Raw genomic sequence first — 16906 nt, forward strand, 5'->3', positions numbered from 1 at the left:
GCTGGTGGCGCGCTGAGGCGCGCAAACTCAGACATTATGCCTGAGCAGGCTGGAGAACTCCAGAGGATCCGACGAATCGGATCAGACCATCTTGGTGACCTGATCGAACGACAGCTCGACGGGCGTCTCGCGCTCGAAGAGCGACACGAGCACGGTGAGCTTGCCGCTCGCCGGGCTGATCTCGTTGATCGTTCCCGGCAGGCCCGCGAACGAGCCGTCCTTGATCGTGATCGTCTCGCCGATCTCGAAGTCGATCTCGGCGGGGATCGAACGCTGCGCGTTCGTCTGCTTGGCCTTCTGATCGCCGGCGGCTGCCTTCTCGGCCTCCTTGATCTCGGCGAGCGGCTTGAGCATGTTGAACGCCTCTTCGAAGCGCAGCGGCGTCGGGTTGTGCGCGTTGCCGACGAAGCCCGTGACGCCCGGCGTGTGACGCACGACCGACCAGGTGTCCTCGTTCAGCTCCATGCGCACGAGCACGTAGCCCGGGATGCGCACGCGCGTGACCATCTTGCGCTGGCCGTTCTTGACCTCGACGACATCTTCCATCGGCACCTCGACCTGGTAGATGTCCTCTTCGACCTCGAGCGTCTGCTTGCGCTGCTCGATGTTGGTCTTCACCTTGCGCTCGAAGCCCGCGTAGGAGTGGATCACGTACCACTTGCCCTCGAGCGAGCGCAGCTCAGCACGGAACTCCGCGTACGGGTCCTCGTCCTCGGCCGGAGCGTCAGTCGTCTCCTCGACCTCGGCGGTCGCTTCGGCCTCGGCGGGAGCCTCCGCACCCTCCTGGGCCTCGTCGTTCAGGACGTCGGCCGCGGCCTCGACCTCTGCGGTCTCGTCGATGTTGAGTGCGTCGTTCACGATCGCATCTGCCTCCGGGTCTGCGATGGAGATTTCTTCGCTGTCGACGAAGCCGCTGCCGTCATCGACATGCATGGCCTTGTGCTCGGCGGTCTCGCTCGCCTGCTCGCTGCTCGCGAGCGTGTTGCCCGTCTGGGCCTCGTCTTCTTCGCTCGACTGCTCGGCCGAGGGGGCCCAGTCTGCGTCGTCGAGATGCTTCTCAGACACGTCTTGCCTCTTTCGTTTAGCTCGGAACGCCGAAGACGACGTTCACCACCCACGAGAAGACGGTGTCGAGACCCAGAATCAACGCCATCATGACGACGACGAAGCCCAGCACGACGCTCGTGAACTTGATGAGCTCCTTGCGGGTCGGCGTCACCACCTTGCGGAGTTCTGCCATGACCTCACGGAAGAAGATCACGATACGGGCGAAGAAGTTCGGCTTCTTCGCGGCGTTCGCGCCTCCTGCGGCGGCGGACATGCCGCCGGCTGCATCCTGAGCCATTCGTCACCTTTCGTGAGTCAGCGTGCCGCTGACGCGCAGGGCGGACAGGAATCGAACCTGCAACCTGCGGTTTTGGAGACCGCTGCTCTGCCAATTGAGCTACCGCCCTAGAGATCCTGCGATCTCGAGGTGTTCACCGCGCTCGTCACTGAGACCGGAGGCGCAGTGAATGATGCAGTGAACAACTGCTCTATCGATCATACGGCATGGAAAACGAGGAGGCGAACCGGGCAGGGATCCGCGCGTGGCGCCGGTCAGCTGGCGACGCGCGCCAGGAATGCGCGCGTGCGCTCGTGCTGCGGATCGTCGATGACCTGCGCCGGCGGCCCCTGCTCGACGACGACACCGTCGGCCATGAACACGACGCGATCGCACACCTCGCGTGCGAAGCCCATCTCGTGCGTGACGACGATCATCGTCATCCCGTTGTCGGCGAGCTGACGCATGACCGCGAGCACCTCACCCACGAGCTCGGGATCGAGAGCGCTCGTCGGCTCGTCGAACAGCATGACCTTGGGCTTCATCGCGAGGGCGCGTGCGATCGCGACGCGCTGCTGCTGGCCGCCGGACAGCTGCGATGGGTAGACGTCGGCGCGATGCGCGAGGCCGACCTGCTCGAGCAGCGCGAGCGCCTCCGCGCGCACCTCGCCCCGGGGCCGCCCGAGGACGCGGATCGGCGCCTCGCACACGTTCTCGAGGGCCGTCATGTGACCGAACAGGTTGAAGCGCTGGAACACCATGCCGAGGTCGCGGCGCCGCTGGGCGACCTCCTTGGGGCGGAGCTCGTAGAGGCGCCCCTTGTGCTCGCGATAGCCGACGAGGACGCCGTCGACGCGGATCTCGCCCGCGTCGAGCTCCTCGAGGTGGTTGATGCAGCGCAGCAGGGTCGATTTGCCGGATCCGGACGGACCGAGGATGCCGACGACCTCGCCGGCGCGCACCTCGAGGTCGATGTCGCGCAGGACCTCGGTGTGACCGAAGGACTTGCCGACGTGGGAGATCGTGACGAGCGGCTCCGCCGCGGGGGTCGTCGTGCTCACTTGGCCTGCTCCTTCACGGTGTCGATGGCGCCGGTGCCGACGTCCGGCTCGGTGCGGGGCGTCGACCGGAACGCGACCATGCGCGACAGCCAGCCCTCCCGCTTCGGCGCGTCCTTCGCGAACCGGCGCTCGAGCCAGGCCTGCAGCACGCTCGCCACCGAGGTCAGCGCGAGGTACCAGACGCTCGCGACCAGCAGCATCTCCATGAGGCTGAAGTCGGCGGCGCCGATCTGGCGGGCGCGGTAGAGGAGATCCCCCGCGCCGATGACCGACACGAGCGAGGTCTCCTTGAGCAGCGTCACGACCTCGTTGCCCGTCGGCGGGAGGATCGCGCGCATCGCCTGCGGCAGGATGATGCGCCGCAGCGTCTGCCCCGGCGTCATGCCGAGCGCACCGGCGGCCTCGTGCTGGCCCGTGTCGACCGAGAGCAGCCCGCCGCGCACGATCTCGGACATGTACGCCGCCTCGTTCAGCGTGAGCGCGATGAGCGCCGCGACGAAGGGCGAGATCGTGTTGAGCGGGACGCTGAACTCGCCGAAGCCGAGGGAGGGGATGAACAGCGCGAGGTTGAACCAGATGAGGATCTGCACGAGCAGCGGCGTGCCGCGGAAGACCCACACGAACAGCCACGCGACGGTCGTCAGGACCGGGTTGCCCGACACGCGCATGACGGCGATCACGATGCCGAGGACGACGCCGAGGATCATGGCCACGACCGTCAGCACGACGGTCACGAGGGTGCCCTCGAGGATCGCCGTCGCGCCGACGCGAGAGAAGATGACGTCCCAGCGGATCACGCTGTGCTCGACGACCTGCCAGACGAGCAGTGCGGCGAGGACGGCGAGGACGAAGACGCCGGCCCACTGGCCGTAGTGGCGCACGGGGACGACCTTGCGCGGGGCTTCTGCCCGCGGCGGCGTGCTGGTGTCGGTCATGATGCCTTTCGCGTCACTCCGCGCCGTTGACCGTGATCTCGTCGAGCGCGCCGAGCGAGACGTCCCAGCCCTCGAGGATCTCGCCGTACGTGCCGTCGTCGACGAGCGACTGCAGCGCGGCCTGGAAGGCGTCGCGCAGCTCGTCGTCGCCCTTCGCGAAGACGAACCCGAGCGGCTCGCCGCTGATCGACTCCGTGTTCGCGACCTCGAACGCGGCTCCGTCCTGGATCTGCGCCGCGTTGTAGACGCCGACGGCCTCCTGCGTGAGCGTCGCCGACGCGCGACCCACCTGCACCTGTGTGAGGGCCTCGGTGTCGGTCTGCTGGGTGAGGATGTCGATCTCGTCCTCCGCGCAGGACGCCTCGTTCTCAGCCTCGAGAAGCGCCTGCTGCGACGTGTCGACGAGCACCGAGACCGTGAGACCGCAGAGGTCGCCCATCTCCGCGATGTCGTCGGGGTTGCCGGCCGGGACGATGATCGCCTGGTCGGCCGAGAAGTAGTCGACGAAGTCGTAGTTCGCCTGGCGCTCGACCGAGTCGGTCACGCCCGCGACGACGAGGTCGTAGCGCTCGGAGTCGAGCGAGGGCAGCAGCGTGTCGAAGGCGACGTTGTCGAGCTCGTAGTCGAGGCCGAGCTTGGCGGCCGCCGCCTCCAGAAGGTCGATGTCGAGCCCCTGGATGGTCTCGCCGTCCGCCGTGTCGACGAACTCGTACGGCGGGTACTGCGCCTCGGTGCCGACCGAGACGGATCCGGCCTCGCGGACGTCGTCGGGAAGGAGAGCGGCGAGATCCTCGTCGACGGCGACGTCGGGAGTCTCGGGCGCCTCCTCGGCGGAGGACGAGCAGCCGGCCGCGAGGGCGACCGTCAGGGCGATGCCGCCCAGGGCGAGGGGAAGACGGGATGAGCGCATTCCTCTATCTTCTGCCCTGTCACCTGGGGAGATGCCAGACGACGCGCCCGTAATCCCGTGTCACCCGAGCGGCGGCGTGCGCGGGGGTGCGACGCGGCGCTCCCCCGTCTGCTCGAATGCGAGGCCGAGCTGCAGCAGCGCGGTGTCGTCGTAGGCGCGGCCCGCGAACGTGAGCCCCACGGGCATGCCGGTGTCGGCCATGGATCCCATCGGCACCGTGACCGTCGGGATGCCCAGGTGGCGGATCGCCAGATTGCCGTTCGCGACCCAGACCCCGTTGCGCCAGCCGAGGTCGGCGGATGCGGGGTCCACATCCATGTCGGCACGCCCGATATCGGCCATCGCGGGGAAGACGACGGCGTCGAGGCCGCGCTCGTCCATCCACTCCTCGAGGTCGACGCGGCGCGTCTCCTCGAGGCCGCGCACCCCCGCCGCGAGCTCGGGGATGTCCGTCATGTCGGCGACGGCGTGCGCTCGCACGTGAGCCGGATAGGTCGCGATGTCGTCGTCGAAGCCCGTGTAGCGATCGGGCAGCGCCCCATCGGGATGCGGGAAGATCTGCGCCCCGTCGACGCCGGCCAGCGACGGGATCCGCGGATCGCCGTTCGCGCGGAGGAAGTCGTCCCAGCCCCATGCGGAGAGGTCGACGATCTCGCGGCGCAGGTAGTCCGCCGAGACGAGGCCGCGCGTCGCGATCGCCGGCGCGCCCGGGCGATCGCCCTCGTAGTTCGACACGACAGGAAAGTCGACCTCGACCACGGTCGCACCGGCTGCCTCGAGGTCGGCGCGCGCCGCCTGCCACAGCGCGATGACGGAGTCGCGCGTCTCGATGCGCTGGCCGGTCGGGCCGCCGATCCCGGTCGCGCCCGCGGTGCCGGCATCGGGATCCGCGTTCACGTACATCCGCGGCACACCGAGCGTCGCACCACGGAGGTCTCCCGTGAGCCCGCCATAGGAGGCGGGGCGCACGCGCGACGCGGCGGGGATCTCGACCCAGGGCTGCGTGCGCCAGAAGTCCCCCCGCGCATCCGCGTCGTCGCCGACGACGACGTCGAGGACGGCGAGCATATCGGCCATCGTGCGCGTGTGCGGGACGACGACGTCCATCGTGGGCACGAGCGGCCAGTTGCCGCGCACCGAGATGACCCCGCGCGAGGGCGTGTACGCGCACAGGGCGTTGCACGAAGCCGGGGCGCGCCCGCTCGACCAGGTCTCCTCGGCGAGTCCGAAGGCCGCGAAGCTCGCGGCCGTCGCCGTCCCTGATCCGTTGGACGATCCGGAGGCGAAGGCCGACGTGAGGTATTCGGCGCTGTACGGGCTCTCGGCCCGGCCGTAGAGCCCGCGCTGCATGCCCCCGTTCGCCATCGGCGGCATGTTCGTGAGCCCCAGGCAGATGGCGCCGCCCTCCCGCAGCCGCTCGATCGCGAACGCGTCGCGGCGCGCGACGAGATCGGCGAACGCCGGGCTGCCGGCGGCGGCCGTGAGGCCGGCGACGAGGTAGCTGTCCTTCGCCGTGTACGGGATCCCGTCGAGCGGCCCGCGCAGGGCGCCCGCGGCGCGGCGGGCGTCGGAGGCCTCCGCCTCGGCGCGCGCGTCGGGGTTGCGGACGACGACGGCGTTGAGGGCGGTCGGCGTCCCGGCCGCGTCGTAGGCGTCGATCCGCGCCTCGTACGCGCGGACGAGGTCGACGGCGGTCGCGCGCCCCGATGCGAGCGCCTCCTGCAGATCAGCGATGGTCGCCTCGGTCACCTCGATCATCGCGACGCCTCCGGCTGCTGCTGCGTGATGCAGTGGATCCCGCCACCGCGGGCGAAGATCTCGCGCGCGTCCACCGTCACGACGGTGCGGCCCGGGTACACGCGACCGAGGATCTCCCGCGCACGGGCGTCGGCTGCGGGCTCGCCGAACCCGCAGGCGATGACGCCGCCGTTCACGACGAGGTGGTTGATGTAGCTCCAGTCGACGAACCCCTCGGCGTCGCGGAGCGTGTCGGGCGCGGGCAGGTCGACGATCTCGAACGACCGCCCTCGCGCGTCCGTCGACTCGGCCAGATGTCCGCGGAGCATCGCCATGACGGCGTGATCGGGGTGCACGGGGTCGCGCTGCGCGTGCAGCAGCAGCGTGCCGGGCGCGGGCAGCGTCGCGACGATGTCGACATGGCCGCGCGTGCCGAACTCCTCGTAGTCGCGCGTGAGGCCGCGTGGGAGCCACACGGTGCGCGCGGCGCCGAGCGTGTGGGCGAACTCGGCCTCGATCTGCGCCCTCTCGACGCCGGGGTTCCGACGCGGATCCCGCTGGACCGTCTCGGTGGCGAGCACGGTCCCCTCACCGTCGACGTGGATCCCCCCGCCCTCGTTGACGAGGTCGGAGCTCACGATCTCGGCGCCGGCGGCGCGGGCGACGACGCGCGCGTGGTCGGCGGAGCGGTGCCAGTCGGCCCACGAGGCGTCGCCCCAGCCGTTGAAGACCCAGTCGACGGCGCCCAGCACGCCGGGGCGCTCGTCGTCGACGACGAAGGTCGGGCCGCTGTCGCGCAGCCAGAACTCGCCCACGGGCGTCTCGAGGAGCTCGATGCGACCCCCCAGCATGCGCCGCGCGCGCGACATCTCGTCGGGATCGACGAGCATCGTCACGGGCTCGAACTCGGCGACGGCGTGCGCGACGGCCGTCCACGCGGCGTACCCGGCCTCGCGCTCGGCGCTCGTGGCGCCGAGGGTCGCACCCTCACGCGGGAACGCCATCCAGGTGCGCTCGTGTCGCTCGGTCTCTGCGGGCATCCGCCAGGTCATGTGCTGCTCCTCGCTTTATTGATCGCATGATCAATAGTGTCGATTGTGCCGTGAACTCCGGACGAGATCAAGCTCGATCGGCGGCGTAGCGCGTGCGGCCCGCGACGACGGTGCGCAGCACGCGCGCCTCGAGCAGCGCGGCAGGCCCCGCGGAGAACGGATCCCTGTCGAGCACGACGAAGTCGGCGGCGAAGCCCCGTGCGATCCGCCCGCGCCAGGCACCGTCGCCGACCGACGCCGCAGCGTCGGCGGTCGCGTGCACGATCGCGCGCTCGAGCGGGATCGCATGCTCAGGCTGAACCGCGGCGACCGACGGATCCAGCGCAGACGCACGCGTCGCCGCGACGTACATGTTGTGGAGCGGCTCGTGCGGTGCGGTCGGGGTGTCGGTCGAGAACGCGAGCGCGGCGCCGGCGTCCTCGTACTCGCGCCACGCGAAACCGCGATCGACCCGGTCGTCGCCCAGCTGCGCCGCCCAGTTGGCGAAGATCGCCGGATCCGCGTGAACGGGCTGCATCGAGGCCGTGACGCCGAGGCGCGCCATGCGCGCCGCCGTCTCGGGCGCCGCGTATTCGAGGTGCTCGATGCGGTGGCGGCGCGAGCGGTCGCCGTTCTCGCGCACGGCATGCTCGATCGCATCGAGCGCGAGCGAGCTCGCCGCGTCGCCGATCGCGTGCATCGCGATCTGCAGGCCCGCCGCATCCGCCTGCGCGACGACGGGGAGGAGGCGCTCAGCGGGCCAGATGGGACCCTCGTTCGAGCCGTCGGCGTAGGGCGCGCGCATCGCCGCCGTGCAGGCGTCGATCGTGCCGTCGAGGACGAGTTTGATGCCGAGGATGCGGACGCCGGGCGTCTCCGACCGCGCGAGCTCGACGGCGCGCGCGACCTGGGCGAGATTCCGCTCATCGTCGCCGGTGTTCGCGATGAACCAGTGCGCGTCGATGCGCAGCGGCATCGCGTCCCTCGATGCCGCGCGTCCGAACGCCGCGAGATCGAGCTCGTCGCACGACATGTCGACGGCGCCGGTGACACCGGACGCCAGATATGCCTCGACGATGCGATCCGTCGCCGCGTCGCGCTGCGCGTCGGTCGCCTGCGCATCGAGGTGCGCCCATGCGTACTGCTGTGCGGCGGTCTCATACAGCAGACCATCGGGAGTGCCGTCGTCGTGGCGGCCGATCCGGCCGCCGATCGGATCCGGAGTGTCGCGCGTGATGCCGAGCGTCTCGAGCGCCGCCGAATTGACCCAGCACGAGTGGTAGTCGTTGGCGTCGAGGAAGACGGGAACATCACGCACGGCCTCATCGAGCATCGCCGCGGTCGGCGCGCCGCCCGGAACGGAGTCGAACAGCCAGCCGCGCCCGCGCACGACGCCGCCCGCCTGCGCCCGCGCTGCGCGAAGACGCCGCTGGATCTCCTCCAGGGAGCGTGCATCGGTCAGCCCCACCTGTCCGAGCGCATCTCCCGTCTTCACGATATGCGCGTGCGCGTCGACGAACCCCGGGAGCACGACCCGGCCGGCAAGATCGACGACCTCGTCGACGTCCGGTGCCCCGTCCGCGTCTCCGACGAAGACGATCGACTCACCATCGACGACGAAGGCTTCGGCCCAGGCCGGATCCGCGGCGGTGAAGACGCGTGCATCACGGAACAGGGTGCGGGTCATGCGAGCTCCTTCAGTCGAGCGGGTGCGGAGGTGTTCGTCGGCCTGCGGCGAGCGGCGCGGGTCAGGATCGCGTACAGCGCGGATCCGGTGATCGCCCCCGCAGGGACGGAGAGATCGACGTGCCCGAACGCCGCGGCGACGGGTCCGACCCACAGGGAGGTGACGACGCACATCGCCGAGGCGAAGCCGCCCACGACGATGGCGATCATGCCGGCGGGCTTCCACCCACCGGCGAACCAGAACGGACCCCCGCGTCGCTCGTCGAACAGATCGAGAGCGTCATAGCGGCCGCGGCGCAGAAGCACGTCGGTCGCGAAGACCGCCATGAACGGTGCGGCGACGACCACGAGCAGCTGCAGCATGAGGTTCACCGCGTCGAGCAGACTGCCCGCCAGTACGAAGTAAACCGTGAGGGCGGCGCCGATGACGCCGACGACCACCGCCGCTGGGATTCGGCGGATCGGGATCCCGATCGCCTGCAGCGCCATGCTCGCCGTGTAGGTCGTCATGCCGTTGAGGGCGATCGTGTTGAGGATGACACCGATCACGAAGAGCGGGACGAGCCATACCGGGAGGGTGTCGAGCAGCGCCCCCTCCATGCCGCCGGCGACCTCCGCGACGCCGATTCCCGTCGCGAGGAGGGCGCCGACGATCGCGAAGAACGCGCTCGGGAGCGCGCCGCCGAGAGCGGTGGCGGCGACGACGCGCCATGGCTTCGTCTCGCGCGGGAGGTAGCGCGCCATGTCCGGGCTGTTCGTGAACGACAGCGGCGAGGACGCGAGGATCGTGAACCCGATCGTGACGGCCGACCACAGCGCGACGCCGCTGAGCGGCTCGGCCGCCCGGTAGCCCCAGTCGACCGTGGGCATGATGAACGCCGTCACGATGAGGAAGACCGCGACGAGCACCGTCGAGATGACACCGTACGACCGCAGGATCAGGCCGTGCCCGTAGACGGCGACCACGATCGTCACGCACGCGACGCCGAGAGTGACGACGATCGGCGCCAGCGTGGGATCGTCGAACCCGAACCGCGCGAGCAGCTCCGCCCCGATGAAGGCCGACGCGACCCAGTTGAGGGCGAGGTAGACGGCGGAGATGAGCCATCCGGAGAAGGCGACGATCACCTTGTTGCCGACGACGCCGAACAGGGCGCGGGTGATGACGGTGCCGGCTGTGCCCGCGGCCGGGCCCGATGTCGCGACGATCCCCGTGAGGATCCACAGCGAGCTCGCGGCGAGGACGACGAGCACGGCCTGCCACAGTTCGAGGCCGAGCACGATGAGGGTCGCACCGACCGTGAGGTTCAGCACGCTGACGCTCGGCGCCGCCCAGACGGCGAACAGATCCCGTGGGCGTCCGCGGCGATCCTGGTCGCGGACGAACTCGATGCCGCGTGTCTCGGGCTCGGTGGCGGATCCCGATTCGACTCGGGGTTCCGCGGCTTCTGGTCTCGACACGATGGTCCTCACGATCTCGACGCCTTCGTCTTATTGATCAATCGATCAATAAGACGACACGGTAATAGGATCGAACGCACCATGTCAACGGCATCTCGGCAGCGCGCACCGCGCAAGGACCCCGCTGAACGCGCCGCGGAGATCGCCGACGCCGCGCGAGATCTCGCGCTCGAGCAGGGACTGTCCGCCGTCACACTGCGCGCGGTGGGAGCGCGCATCGGCGTCGCGTCGGCCCTCGTCGCGCACTACTCCGCGGGGATGGACGATCTCGTCGCGCGGGCGTTCCAGCAGATCGTCTCGGCCGAGCTCGCCGACATCTCCGCCCTGCTTGCGCACACGGAGGATCCGGCGGCGCGCATGGATCAGCTGATCGCGACGACGCTCGACGGCACCCGCGAGGACGTCACGCTCATCTGGGTCGAGTCGTGGATCCTCGGCCGCCGCAGCGAGCCCCTCGCCGCCGTCGTGCGCGACGCGATGGACGGCTGGCACGGGCTCGTCCGCGGCATCATCGACGATGGGCTCCGCACGAGCGCGTTCGCCGTCGACGACGCCGACGCCGCGGCGTGGCAGGTGCTGGGGATGATCGACGGGCTCAACGCGCAGGGGCTCGTGCGCTGGGGAGAATCGGCCGCCCGCGTTCCGCTCCTGCAGTCGGCCGTCGCGGGCATGCTCGCCCGGCGCTGACGGACGACGGAAGCCCGGCGCGATCCGAGGATCCCGCCGGGCTTCCGTGCGCACGCGCTACGCGTTCGGCAGCAGCGTGTACTTCGTCGAGAGGTACTCGTGGATGCCCTCGAGGCCGCCCTCGCGGCCCATGCCCGACTGCTTCACGCCGCCGAACGGCGCGGCCGCGTTCGAGACGACACCGGCGTTGAGGCCCATCATCCCCGTCTCGAGGCGGTCGATCATGCGGTGTCCACGCGCAAGATCCTCCGTGAAGACGTAGGAGACGAGTCCGTACTCGGTGTCGTTGGCGATCTCGACCGCCTCGTCCTCCGTGCGGAAGGTGATGACGGCGAAGACCGGGCCGAAGATCTCCTCCGACATGATCTCCGCATCACGCGAGAGACCGGTGACGACGGTCGGCTCGAAGAAGCTTCCTGCGCCGTCGATCCGCTTGCCGCCGTGCACGAGCGAGGCGCCCTTCGCGACGGCGTCCTCCACGAGATCCACGGCCTTCGCGACAGCGTCGTCGTCGATCAGCGGGCCGATCTGGACGCCCTCCTCGGTGCCGCGACCGATCTTCATGGCGGCGACGCGCGCCGCCACCCGCTTCGTGAACTCGTCCGCGATGTCCTCGTGCACGATGATGCGGTTCGCCGCCGTGCAGGCCTGGCCGATGTTGCGGAACTTCGCCGCGAGCGCGCCCTCCACGGCCTTGTCGATGTCCGCGTCCTCGAACACCACGAACGGGGCGTTGCCGCCGAGCTCCATCGACACGCGCAGGACGTTGTCGGCCGCCTGCGCGATGAGGCGCTTGCCGACCCCGGTGGATCCGGTGAACGACAGCTTGCGCAGGCGGGCGTCGCCGATGATCGGCGCCGAGACGCGGCTCGACGACGACGACGTCACGACGTTGACGACGCCCTTGGGCAGACCGGCCTCCTCGAGCAGCTGCACGAAGAGCATCGTCGTGAGCGGCGTGAGCTGCGGCGGCTTGATGACGCTCGTGCAGCCCGCGGCGAGCGCCGGCGCGATCTTGCGGGTCGCCATCGCGAGCGGGAAGTTCCAGGGCGTGATGAAGAAGCAGGGCCCGACGGGACGCTGCGACACGATCATCTGCCCCGTGCCCTCGGGGTTGGATCCGTAGCGCCCCGAGATGCGCACGGCCTCCTCGCTGAACCAGCGCAGGAACTCGCCGCCGTAGGCGACCTCGCCGAGGGCCTCTTTATAGGGCTTGCCCATCTCGACGGACATGAGGAGGGCGAGGTCCTCCTTGCGCTCCTGCACGAGCTCCCACGCGCGGCGCAGGATGTCGCTGCGCCGGCGGGGCGGCGTCGCCGCCCACTCGTCCTGTGCGGCGACGGCGGCATCGAGCGCCGCCGTGGCGTCGTCGGCCGTCGCGTCGGCGACCTGCGCGATGACCTCGCCGGTCGCCGGGTCGCGCACGTCGAGCGTCGCGCCGCCGGTCGCGTCGACCCACTCGCCGCCGATGAACAGCTTCGCGGGGATCGTGCTGAGGAGTGCCTTCTCGTTCTCCGTCATGGTGGCTCCTTCGTCTTCGATCAGATCTTCGTGAGTTCGGACGCGATCACGTCGAGTGCATCATCGAGCAGCTCGTCGCCGATCGCCAGGGGCGGGAGGAATCGGATCACGTTCCCGTACGTCCCGCACGTGAGCACGAGCACGCCCTGCTGCGCACAGGCCGCTGCGAGCTGCGCGACGAGCGAGGCGTCGGGCTCGCCCGTCGTGGGATCCACGAACTCGGCCGCGATCATGGCTCCGCGCCCGCGGATGTCACCGAGGCGCGGATCCGCCTGCTGGATGGCCGCGAGGCGCTCGGTGAGGAGCCGGCCGATGCGGTCCGCGCGTGCGGCGAGGTCGTCGTTCTCGTAGGCGTCGATCGCGGCGAGCGCCGCGGCGCAGGCCACGGGATTGCCGCCGTATGTGCCGCCGAGGCCGCCGGCGTGCGCCGCGTCCATGATCTCGGCCCGGCCCGTGACGCCGGCGAGGGGCATACCGCCCGCGATGCCCTTGGCCGTCGTGATGAGGTCGGGGACGATGCCGAAGTGCTCGCTCGCGAACATCGCCCCTGTGCGGGCGAAGCCGGTCTGCACCTCGTCGGCGATGAACACGACGTCGTTCTCGCGACACCAGGCCGTGACCGCCTCGAGGAAGCCGTCGGCCGGGACGATGAACCCGCCCTCGCCCTGGATCGGCTCGATGATGACGGCCGCGAGGTTCTCGGATCCGACCTGCTTCTCGATGAGGTCGATGGCGCGCTTCGCGGCGTCGGCGCCCGTGAGGCCGTCGCGGTAGGGGTACGACGCGGGGGCGCGGTAGATCTCGGGTGCGAAGGGGCCGAAGCCCGACTTGTAGGGCCTGTTCTTCGCCGTGAGCGCCATCGTGAGGTTCGTGCGGCCGTGATAGCCGTGATCGAAGGCGACCACGGCCTGCTTGCCCGTGTACTTGCGGGCGATCTTGACGGCGTTCTCGACGGCCTCGGCGCCCGAGTTGAACAGGGCGCTGCGCTTGTCGTGGTCGCCGGGGGTGAGGCGGTTGAGGGCTTCTGCCACGGCGATGTACGACTCGTACGGCGAGATCATGAAGCACGTGTGCGTGAGGGCGGCGGCCTGGTCGGCGATCGCCCGGGCGACGGCGGGGTGGGCGTTGCCGACCGACGTGACGGCGATGCCCGATCCGAGATCGGTGAACGAGTTGCCGTCGGCGTCGACGACGACGCCGCCGCCGGCTGCCACGGCGACGAGCGGCATCGAGGCGGTCACGCCCGCCGCGACGGCAGCGGCCTTGCGCTCGAGGATCTCGGCCGACTTCGGGCCGGGGAGCTCGGTGACGATGCGGCGCTCCTGCGGAAGCGAGGGGCCGCCGAGGAGGGCGTCGGGGGTCATGGTGGTGCTCATGGGGCCGAGCGTAGGGGCGGCGCCGGGACGGATTCTCCTCCCGTGCGTCTATCGTGTGGGGAAAGATTTCGCCGTGACGTACAGAACGGATCCCATGGCCGCCCCCACACTCGGTGCCCTGCTGCAGCGACGCGATCTCGCACTGCGCGCCGTGACGGAGATCCCGCGCTTGAAGCGCGACGTCGAGCTGCGCTGGGTGCACAGCTCCGACCTCGCGGATCCGGGCCCCTTCCTCGACGAGGGCGTCGCGCTGCTGACGACGGGCACGCAGCTGGGCGACGCGGATGCCGATGCGTACGTCGACCGCCTCGTCGGGCGCGGCGTCGCGGCGCTCGGGTTCGGCACCGAGGTGATCCGCGCCGGGGTCCCCGACGACCTGCTCGCCGCGTGCGAGCGCACGGGCCTGCCGCTGTTCGAGGTCCCCTACCGCACGCCCTTCCTCCAGGTCGTGCGGGCGCACGCCGAGGCGATCGCGTCGCACGGCTTCGCGCGCCGCAGCTGGGCGCTCGCGGCCCAGCGCGCAGTGTCGCTCGCCGCGCTCCGCGCCGACCCGCTGCCCGCCGCGATCGGGGAACTCGCCCGCCAGATCGGCTCATGGACCGGCCTGTTCGACCCGGCGGGATCCCTGTCGATCGCGCGCCCGTCTCCCCTCCCCGCCGCCGTCGCGAAGGAACTGTCGGCCGCCGCCGCGCAGATGCTCGAACGCGGCGTGCGCGCCGCCGACACCGTCTCCTGCGCCGGGCGCACGTTCACCCTCCAGACGCTCGGGCGCGGCGGGCACCTGCGCGGCGCGCTCGCCGTCGAGGCGGAAGGGCTCGACCAGGAGGCCCGCGGCGTCGTCACCACCGTCGTCGCGATGGCCGGCTTCGCCCTCGAGCGGGCGGCCGAGCTCACGCGCGGCCAGGCGGCTCTCCGCGCGGGCGTCCTGCGCGGCATCCGCGCAGGGGATCTCACCCTCGGTCACGACGTCGCCGCGGCGGCGTGGGGCCGGCTTCCGAGCGAGCCCGTCCGCGCTTCGGTCGTCTCGTCGGCGAGCGACGAGCTGCTCGCGTACCTCGAGGTGCGCGCCGAGCACGCCCCCGGATCCGTGTTCTTCGCGCCGACCGCGGCCGACGAGACCGTCGTGCTGACGAGCGAGGGGGCGGATCCGCTGACGCCCGTCTGGACGCGCTTCGGGGCCGCCGTCGGCATCTCGCGGCCCTGCGGGTACGACGACCTCGATCGCGCGATCGACGAGGCGCGCGCGGCGCGGCCCGACGACGGGGTCGCCGAGTTCGCGCCCGGCGCGGCCGACCTGTTCCATTCCCCTGGGGCCGACCAGGCCGCCGCCGCCCGCGCGCTGCTCGCGCCGCTGCGGCGACACGATGCGCGCAGCGGCACGACGCTCCTCGCCGATGTCGACACGTGGCTCGCGCATGACGCCGCGATCGACCGCGCGGCCGCGGCCCTGGGGATCCATCGCCACACGATGCGCACCCGCATCGCGCAGGCCTCGACGCTGCTCGGGCGCGACCTCTCGACGTTCGAGGGCCGCGCGACGCTGTGGGCGGCGCTGCGGGCGGCGCGGGCCTGAAGGCGGCGCCGGCCCAACACAACGCAGTCAATCCACGCCTCCCCCGAGCGACACGCCGCTGTTCGACACCGCCCCGGCGCAGATCGACTGCGTTGTGTTGCCGGGCCGGGCCGGGCCGGGCGGGGCCGTCGCGCCGCCGCCGCACAGCGCAGTCAGGATGCACGGCGCCGGCGCACCTGCCCCGCACCGCCACAACACAACGCAGTCAGATCGCACCCGACAGGGCGGACACGCCGCCGCCCAGGCACCCCAGCCGCAGATTCGACTGCGTTGTGTTGAGCCGGGGCGTCGCGCGGCCGGAAAGGTGGAGAGGCGCGGACGCGCACCGTACGCTGTGAGCGTGACTGAACGCGCTCCGCTCTCCCGCAAGATCTCCGCCATCGCCGAATCGGCCACCCTCAAGGTCGACGCCAAGGCGAAGGCCCTGAAGGCCGACGGGCGGCCCATCATCTCGTATGCCGCGGGCGAACCCGACTTCGCGACGCCGGCACACGTCGTCGAGGCGGCACGCGAAGCGCTCGGGGATCCCGCGAACTTCCGCTACTCCCCCGCCGGCGGTCTCCCCGCCCTCAAGCAGGCCATCGCCGCTAAGACGCGTCGCGACTCGGGCCTCGAGGTCGCGGCGAACCAGGTCGTCGTCACCAACGGCGGCAAGCAGGCGGTCTACCAGGCCTTCCAGGTGCTCCTGAATCCCGGCGACGAGGTCCTGCTTCCCGCTCCGTACTGGACGACGTATCCGGAGGCGATCCAGCTCGCCGACGGTACGCCGGTCTCCGTGTTCGCGGGCGCCGACCAGGACTACAAGGTCACGGTCGAGCAGCTCGAGGCGGCGCGCACCGACAAGACCAAGGCGCTCGTGTTCGTGTCGCCCTCGAACCCCACCGGGTCGGTCTACACCCCCGAGGAGACCGCGGCGATCGCGCAGTGGGCGCTCGACAACGGCGTGTGGATCCTCACCGACGAGATCTACCAGAACCTCACCTACGACGGCGCGCGGGCCGTCTCGGTCGTGGAGGCCGTCCCCGCGGTCGCGCAGCAGACGATCCTGCTCAACGGCGTCGCCAAGACCTACGCGATGACCGGATGGCGCGTGGGCTGGATGGTCGGGCCCGCCGACGTGATGAAGCTCGCGTCGAACCTGCAGTCGCACCTCACGAGCAACGTCAACAACATCGCCCAGCGCGCGGCGATCGCAGCGCTCGAGGGCCCCCAGGACGAGGCCGAGGCGTTCCGCCAGGCGTTCGACCGCCGCCGGCGTCTCATGATCGACGAGCTCTCGAAGATCGACGGCGTCTCGGTTCCGACGCCGCAGGGCGCGTTCTACGTGTACCCCGACGTGACCGGGCTGCTCGGCCGCGAGTGGAAGGGGCGCCGCATCGAGACGTCGCTCGAGCTCGCCGACCTCATCCTGGACGAGGCCGAGGTCGCCGTCGTCCCGGGCGAGGCCTTCGGTCCCAGCGGCTACCTGCGCCTGAGCTACGCCCTCGGCGATGAGCAGCTGCTCGAGGGGATCCGCCGCCTCCAGGCGCTGTTCGCGTAGCTGCGCACCGCACGCAGAAGGGCGCGCCTCGTCGGTCGACGGGGCGCGCCCTTCTGCGTGCGGC

At 70.8% G+C, this 16906-nt stretch carries 14 protein-coding genes and 1 tRNA gene; 3 read left to right on the plus strand and 12 right to left on the minus strand.

What is annotated here, in order from left to right:
• Nucleotides 1–81: 81 nt before the first annotated feature.
• The 10 genes from nusG to KOL93_RS13770 all read right to left on the minus strand — a co-directional run bounded on the left by nusG (nt 82) and on the right by KOL93_RS13770 (nt 10157).
• Complete coding sequence (nusG, locus tag KOL93_RS13725; protein WP_221585956.1) at nt 82–1065, minus strand: transcription termination/antitermination protein NusG; 984 nt, start codon at nt 1063–1065, stop codon at nt 82–84.
• Nucleotides 1066–1081: 16 nt separating this feature from the next.
• Nucleotides 1082–1345 carry a preprotein translocase subunit SecE gene (secE, locus tag KOL93_RS13730; protein WP_221585957.1) on the minus strand — a complete coding sequence of 88 codons (264 nt, stop codon included), beginning with the start codon at nt 1343–1345 and terminating at the stop codon, nt 1082–1084.
• A gap of 36 nt (nt 1346–1381) precedes the next feature.
• Nucleotides 1382–1454, minus strand: a tRNA-Trp gene (locus tag KOL93_RS13735).
• A 145-nt stretch (nt 1455–1599) separates the two neighbouring features.
• Complete coding sequence (locus tag KOL93_RS13740) at nt 1600–2385, minus strand: amino acid ABC transporter ATP-binding protein (protein ID WP_221585958.1); 786 nt, start codon at nt 2383–2385, stop codon at nt 1600–1602.
• Nucleotides 2382–3320, minus strand: coding sequence for an amino acid ABC transporter permease (locus KOL93_RS13745; RefSeq protein ID WP_221585959.1), 939 nt, complete (start codon nt 3318–3320; stop codon nt 2382–2384). Before KOL93_RS13745 ends, KOL93_RS13740 begins: the two co-directional genes overlap by 4 nt.
• 13 nt (nt 3321–3333) lie before the next feature.
• Nucleotides 3334–4230: an ABC transporter substrate-binding protein gene (locus KOL93_RS13750; RefSeq protein WP_221585960.1), complete on the minus strand. Its 897-nt coding sequence runs from the start codon at nt 4228–4230 to the stop codon at nt 3334–3336.
• 60 nt (nt 4231–4290) lie between these two features.
• Nucleotides 4291–5988 carry an amidase gene (locus KOL93_RS13755; RefSeq protein ID WP_221585961.1) on the minus strand — a complete coding sequence of 566 codons (1698 nt, stop codon included), beginning with the start codon at nt 5986–5988 and terminating at the stop codon, nt 4291–4293.
• The gene (locus KOL93_RS13760; protein ID WP_221585962.1) at nt 5985–7019 is read right to left on the minus strand and encodes an agmatine deiminase family protein; all 1035 of its coding nucleotides are present in this window, start codon (nt 7017–7019) and stop codon (nt 5985–5987) included. Before KOL93_RS13760 ends, KOL93_RS13755 begins: the two co-directional genes overlap by 4 nt.
• 67 nt (nt 7020–7086) lie before the next feature.
• On the minus strand, nt 7087–8685 hold the full coding sequence (locus KOL93_RS13765; RefSeq protein ID WP_221585963.1) for an amidohydrolase: 1599 nt from the start codon (nt 8683–8685) through the stop codon (nt 7087–7089).
• Nucleotides 8682–10157, minus strand: a complete 1476-nt coding sequence (locus KOL93_RS13770) for a purine-cytosine permease family protein (RefSeq protein ID WP_374107118.1) — start codon at nt 10155–10157, stop codon at nt 8682–8684. The genes KOL93_RS13765 and KOL93_RS13770 overlap by 4 nt, the downstream gene beginning before the upstream one ends.
• A gap of 69 nt (nt 10158–10226) precedes the next feature.
• On the opposite strand from KOL93_RS13770, the gene KOL93_RS13775 reads away from it, so the two are divergent.
• Complete coding sequence (locus KOL93_RS13775) at nt 10227–10832, plus strand: TetR/AcrR family transcriptional regulator (RefSeq protein WP_221585964.1); 606 nt, start codon at nt 10227–10229, stop codon at nt 10830–10832.
• A 57-nt stretch (nt 10833–10889) separates the two neighbouring features.
• Here the strand turns inward: KOL93_RS13775 and KOL93_RS13780 are convergent, their stop codons facing one another.
• A complete protein-coding gene (locus KOL93_RS13780) occupies nt 10890–12353 on the minus strand; it encodes an NAD-dependent succinate-semialdehyde dehydrogenase (RefSeq protein ID WP_221585965.1) in 1464 nt (487 codons plus the stop codon).
• 20 nt (nt 12354–12373) lie between these two features.
• Complete coding sequence (gene gabT, locus KOL93_RS13785) at nt 12374–13729, minus strand: 4-aminobutyrate--2-oxoglutarate transaminase (RefSeq protein ID WP_260406569.1); 1356 nt, start codon at nt 13727–13729, stop codon at nt 12374–12376.
• Between the two features lie 73 nt (nt 13730–13802).
• Between gabT and KOL93_RS13790 the strand changes: the two genes are divergently transcribed.
• On the plus strand, nt 13803–15302 hold the full coding sequence (locus KOL93_RS13790) for a PucR family transcriptional regulator (RefSeq protein WP_308291640.1): 1500 nt from the start codon (nt 13803–13805) through the stop codon (nt 15300–15302).
• Nucleotides 15303–15642: 340 nt separating this feature from the next.
• Nucleotides 15643–16842 (plus strand): pyridoxal phosphate-dependent aminotransferase, encoded by a 1200-nt coding sequence (locus KOL93_RS13795; RefSeq protein WP_221585966.1) that lies wholly within the window; start codon nt 15643–15645, stop codon nt 16840–16842.
• Nucleotides 16843–16906 lie beyond the last annotated feature (64 nt).

This window comes from Microbacterium salitolerans (assembly GCF_019720895.1).
Taxonomy (GTDB): domain Bacteria; phylum Actinomycetota; class Actinomycetes; order Actinomycetales; family Microbacteriaceae; genus Microbacterium.

What these genes read in the sequence shown, in the direction of transcription:
- KOL93_RS13750 (WP_221585960.1), bottom strand. Translation starts at nt 4,230, where the DNA reads ATGCGCTCATCCCGTCTTCCCCTCGCCCTGGGCGGCATCGCCCTGACG.
- KOL93_RS13780 (WP_221585965.1), bottom strand. Translation starts at nt 12,353, where the DNA reads ATGACGGAGAACGAGAAGGCACTCCTCAGCACGATCCCCGCGAAGCTG.
- secE (WP_221585957.1), bottom strand. Translation starts at nt 1,345, where the DNA reads ATGGCTCAGGATGCAGCCGGCGGCATGTCCGCCGCCGCAGGAGGCGCG.
- KOL93_RS13755 (WP_221585961.1), bottom strand. Translation starts at nt 5,988, where the DNA reads ATGATCGAGGTGACCGAGGCGACCATCGCTGATCTGCAGGAGGCGCTC.
- gabT (WP_260406569.1), bottom strand. Translation starts at nt 13,729, where the DNA reads ATGAGCACCACCATGACCCCCGACGCCCTCCTCGGCGGCCCCTCGCTT.
- KOL93_RS13765 (WP_221585963.1), bottom strand. Translation starts at nt 8,685, where the DNA reads ATGACCCGCACCCTGTTCCGTGATGCACGCGTCTTCACCGCCGCGGAT.
- KOL93_RS13775 (WP_221585964.1), top strand. Translation starts at nt 10,227, where the DNA reads ATGTCAACGGCATCTCGGCAGCGCGCACCGCGCAAGGACCCCGCTGAA.
- KOL93_RS13760 (WP_221585962.1), bottom strand. Translation starts at nt 7,019, where the DNA reads ATGACCTGGCGGATGCCCGCAGAGACCGAGCGACACGAGCGCACCTGG.
- KOL93_RS13745 (WP_221585959.1), bottom strand. Translation starts at nt 3,320, where the DNA reads ATGACCGACACCAGCACGCCGCCGCGGGCAGAAGCCCCGCGCAAGGTC.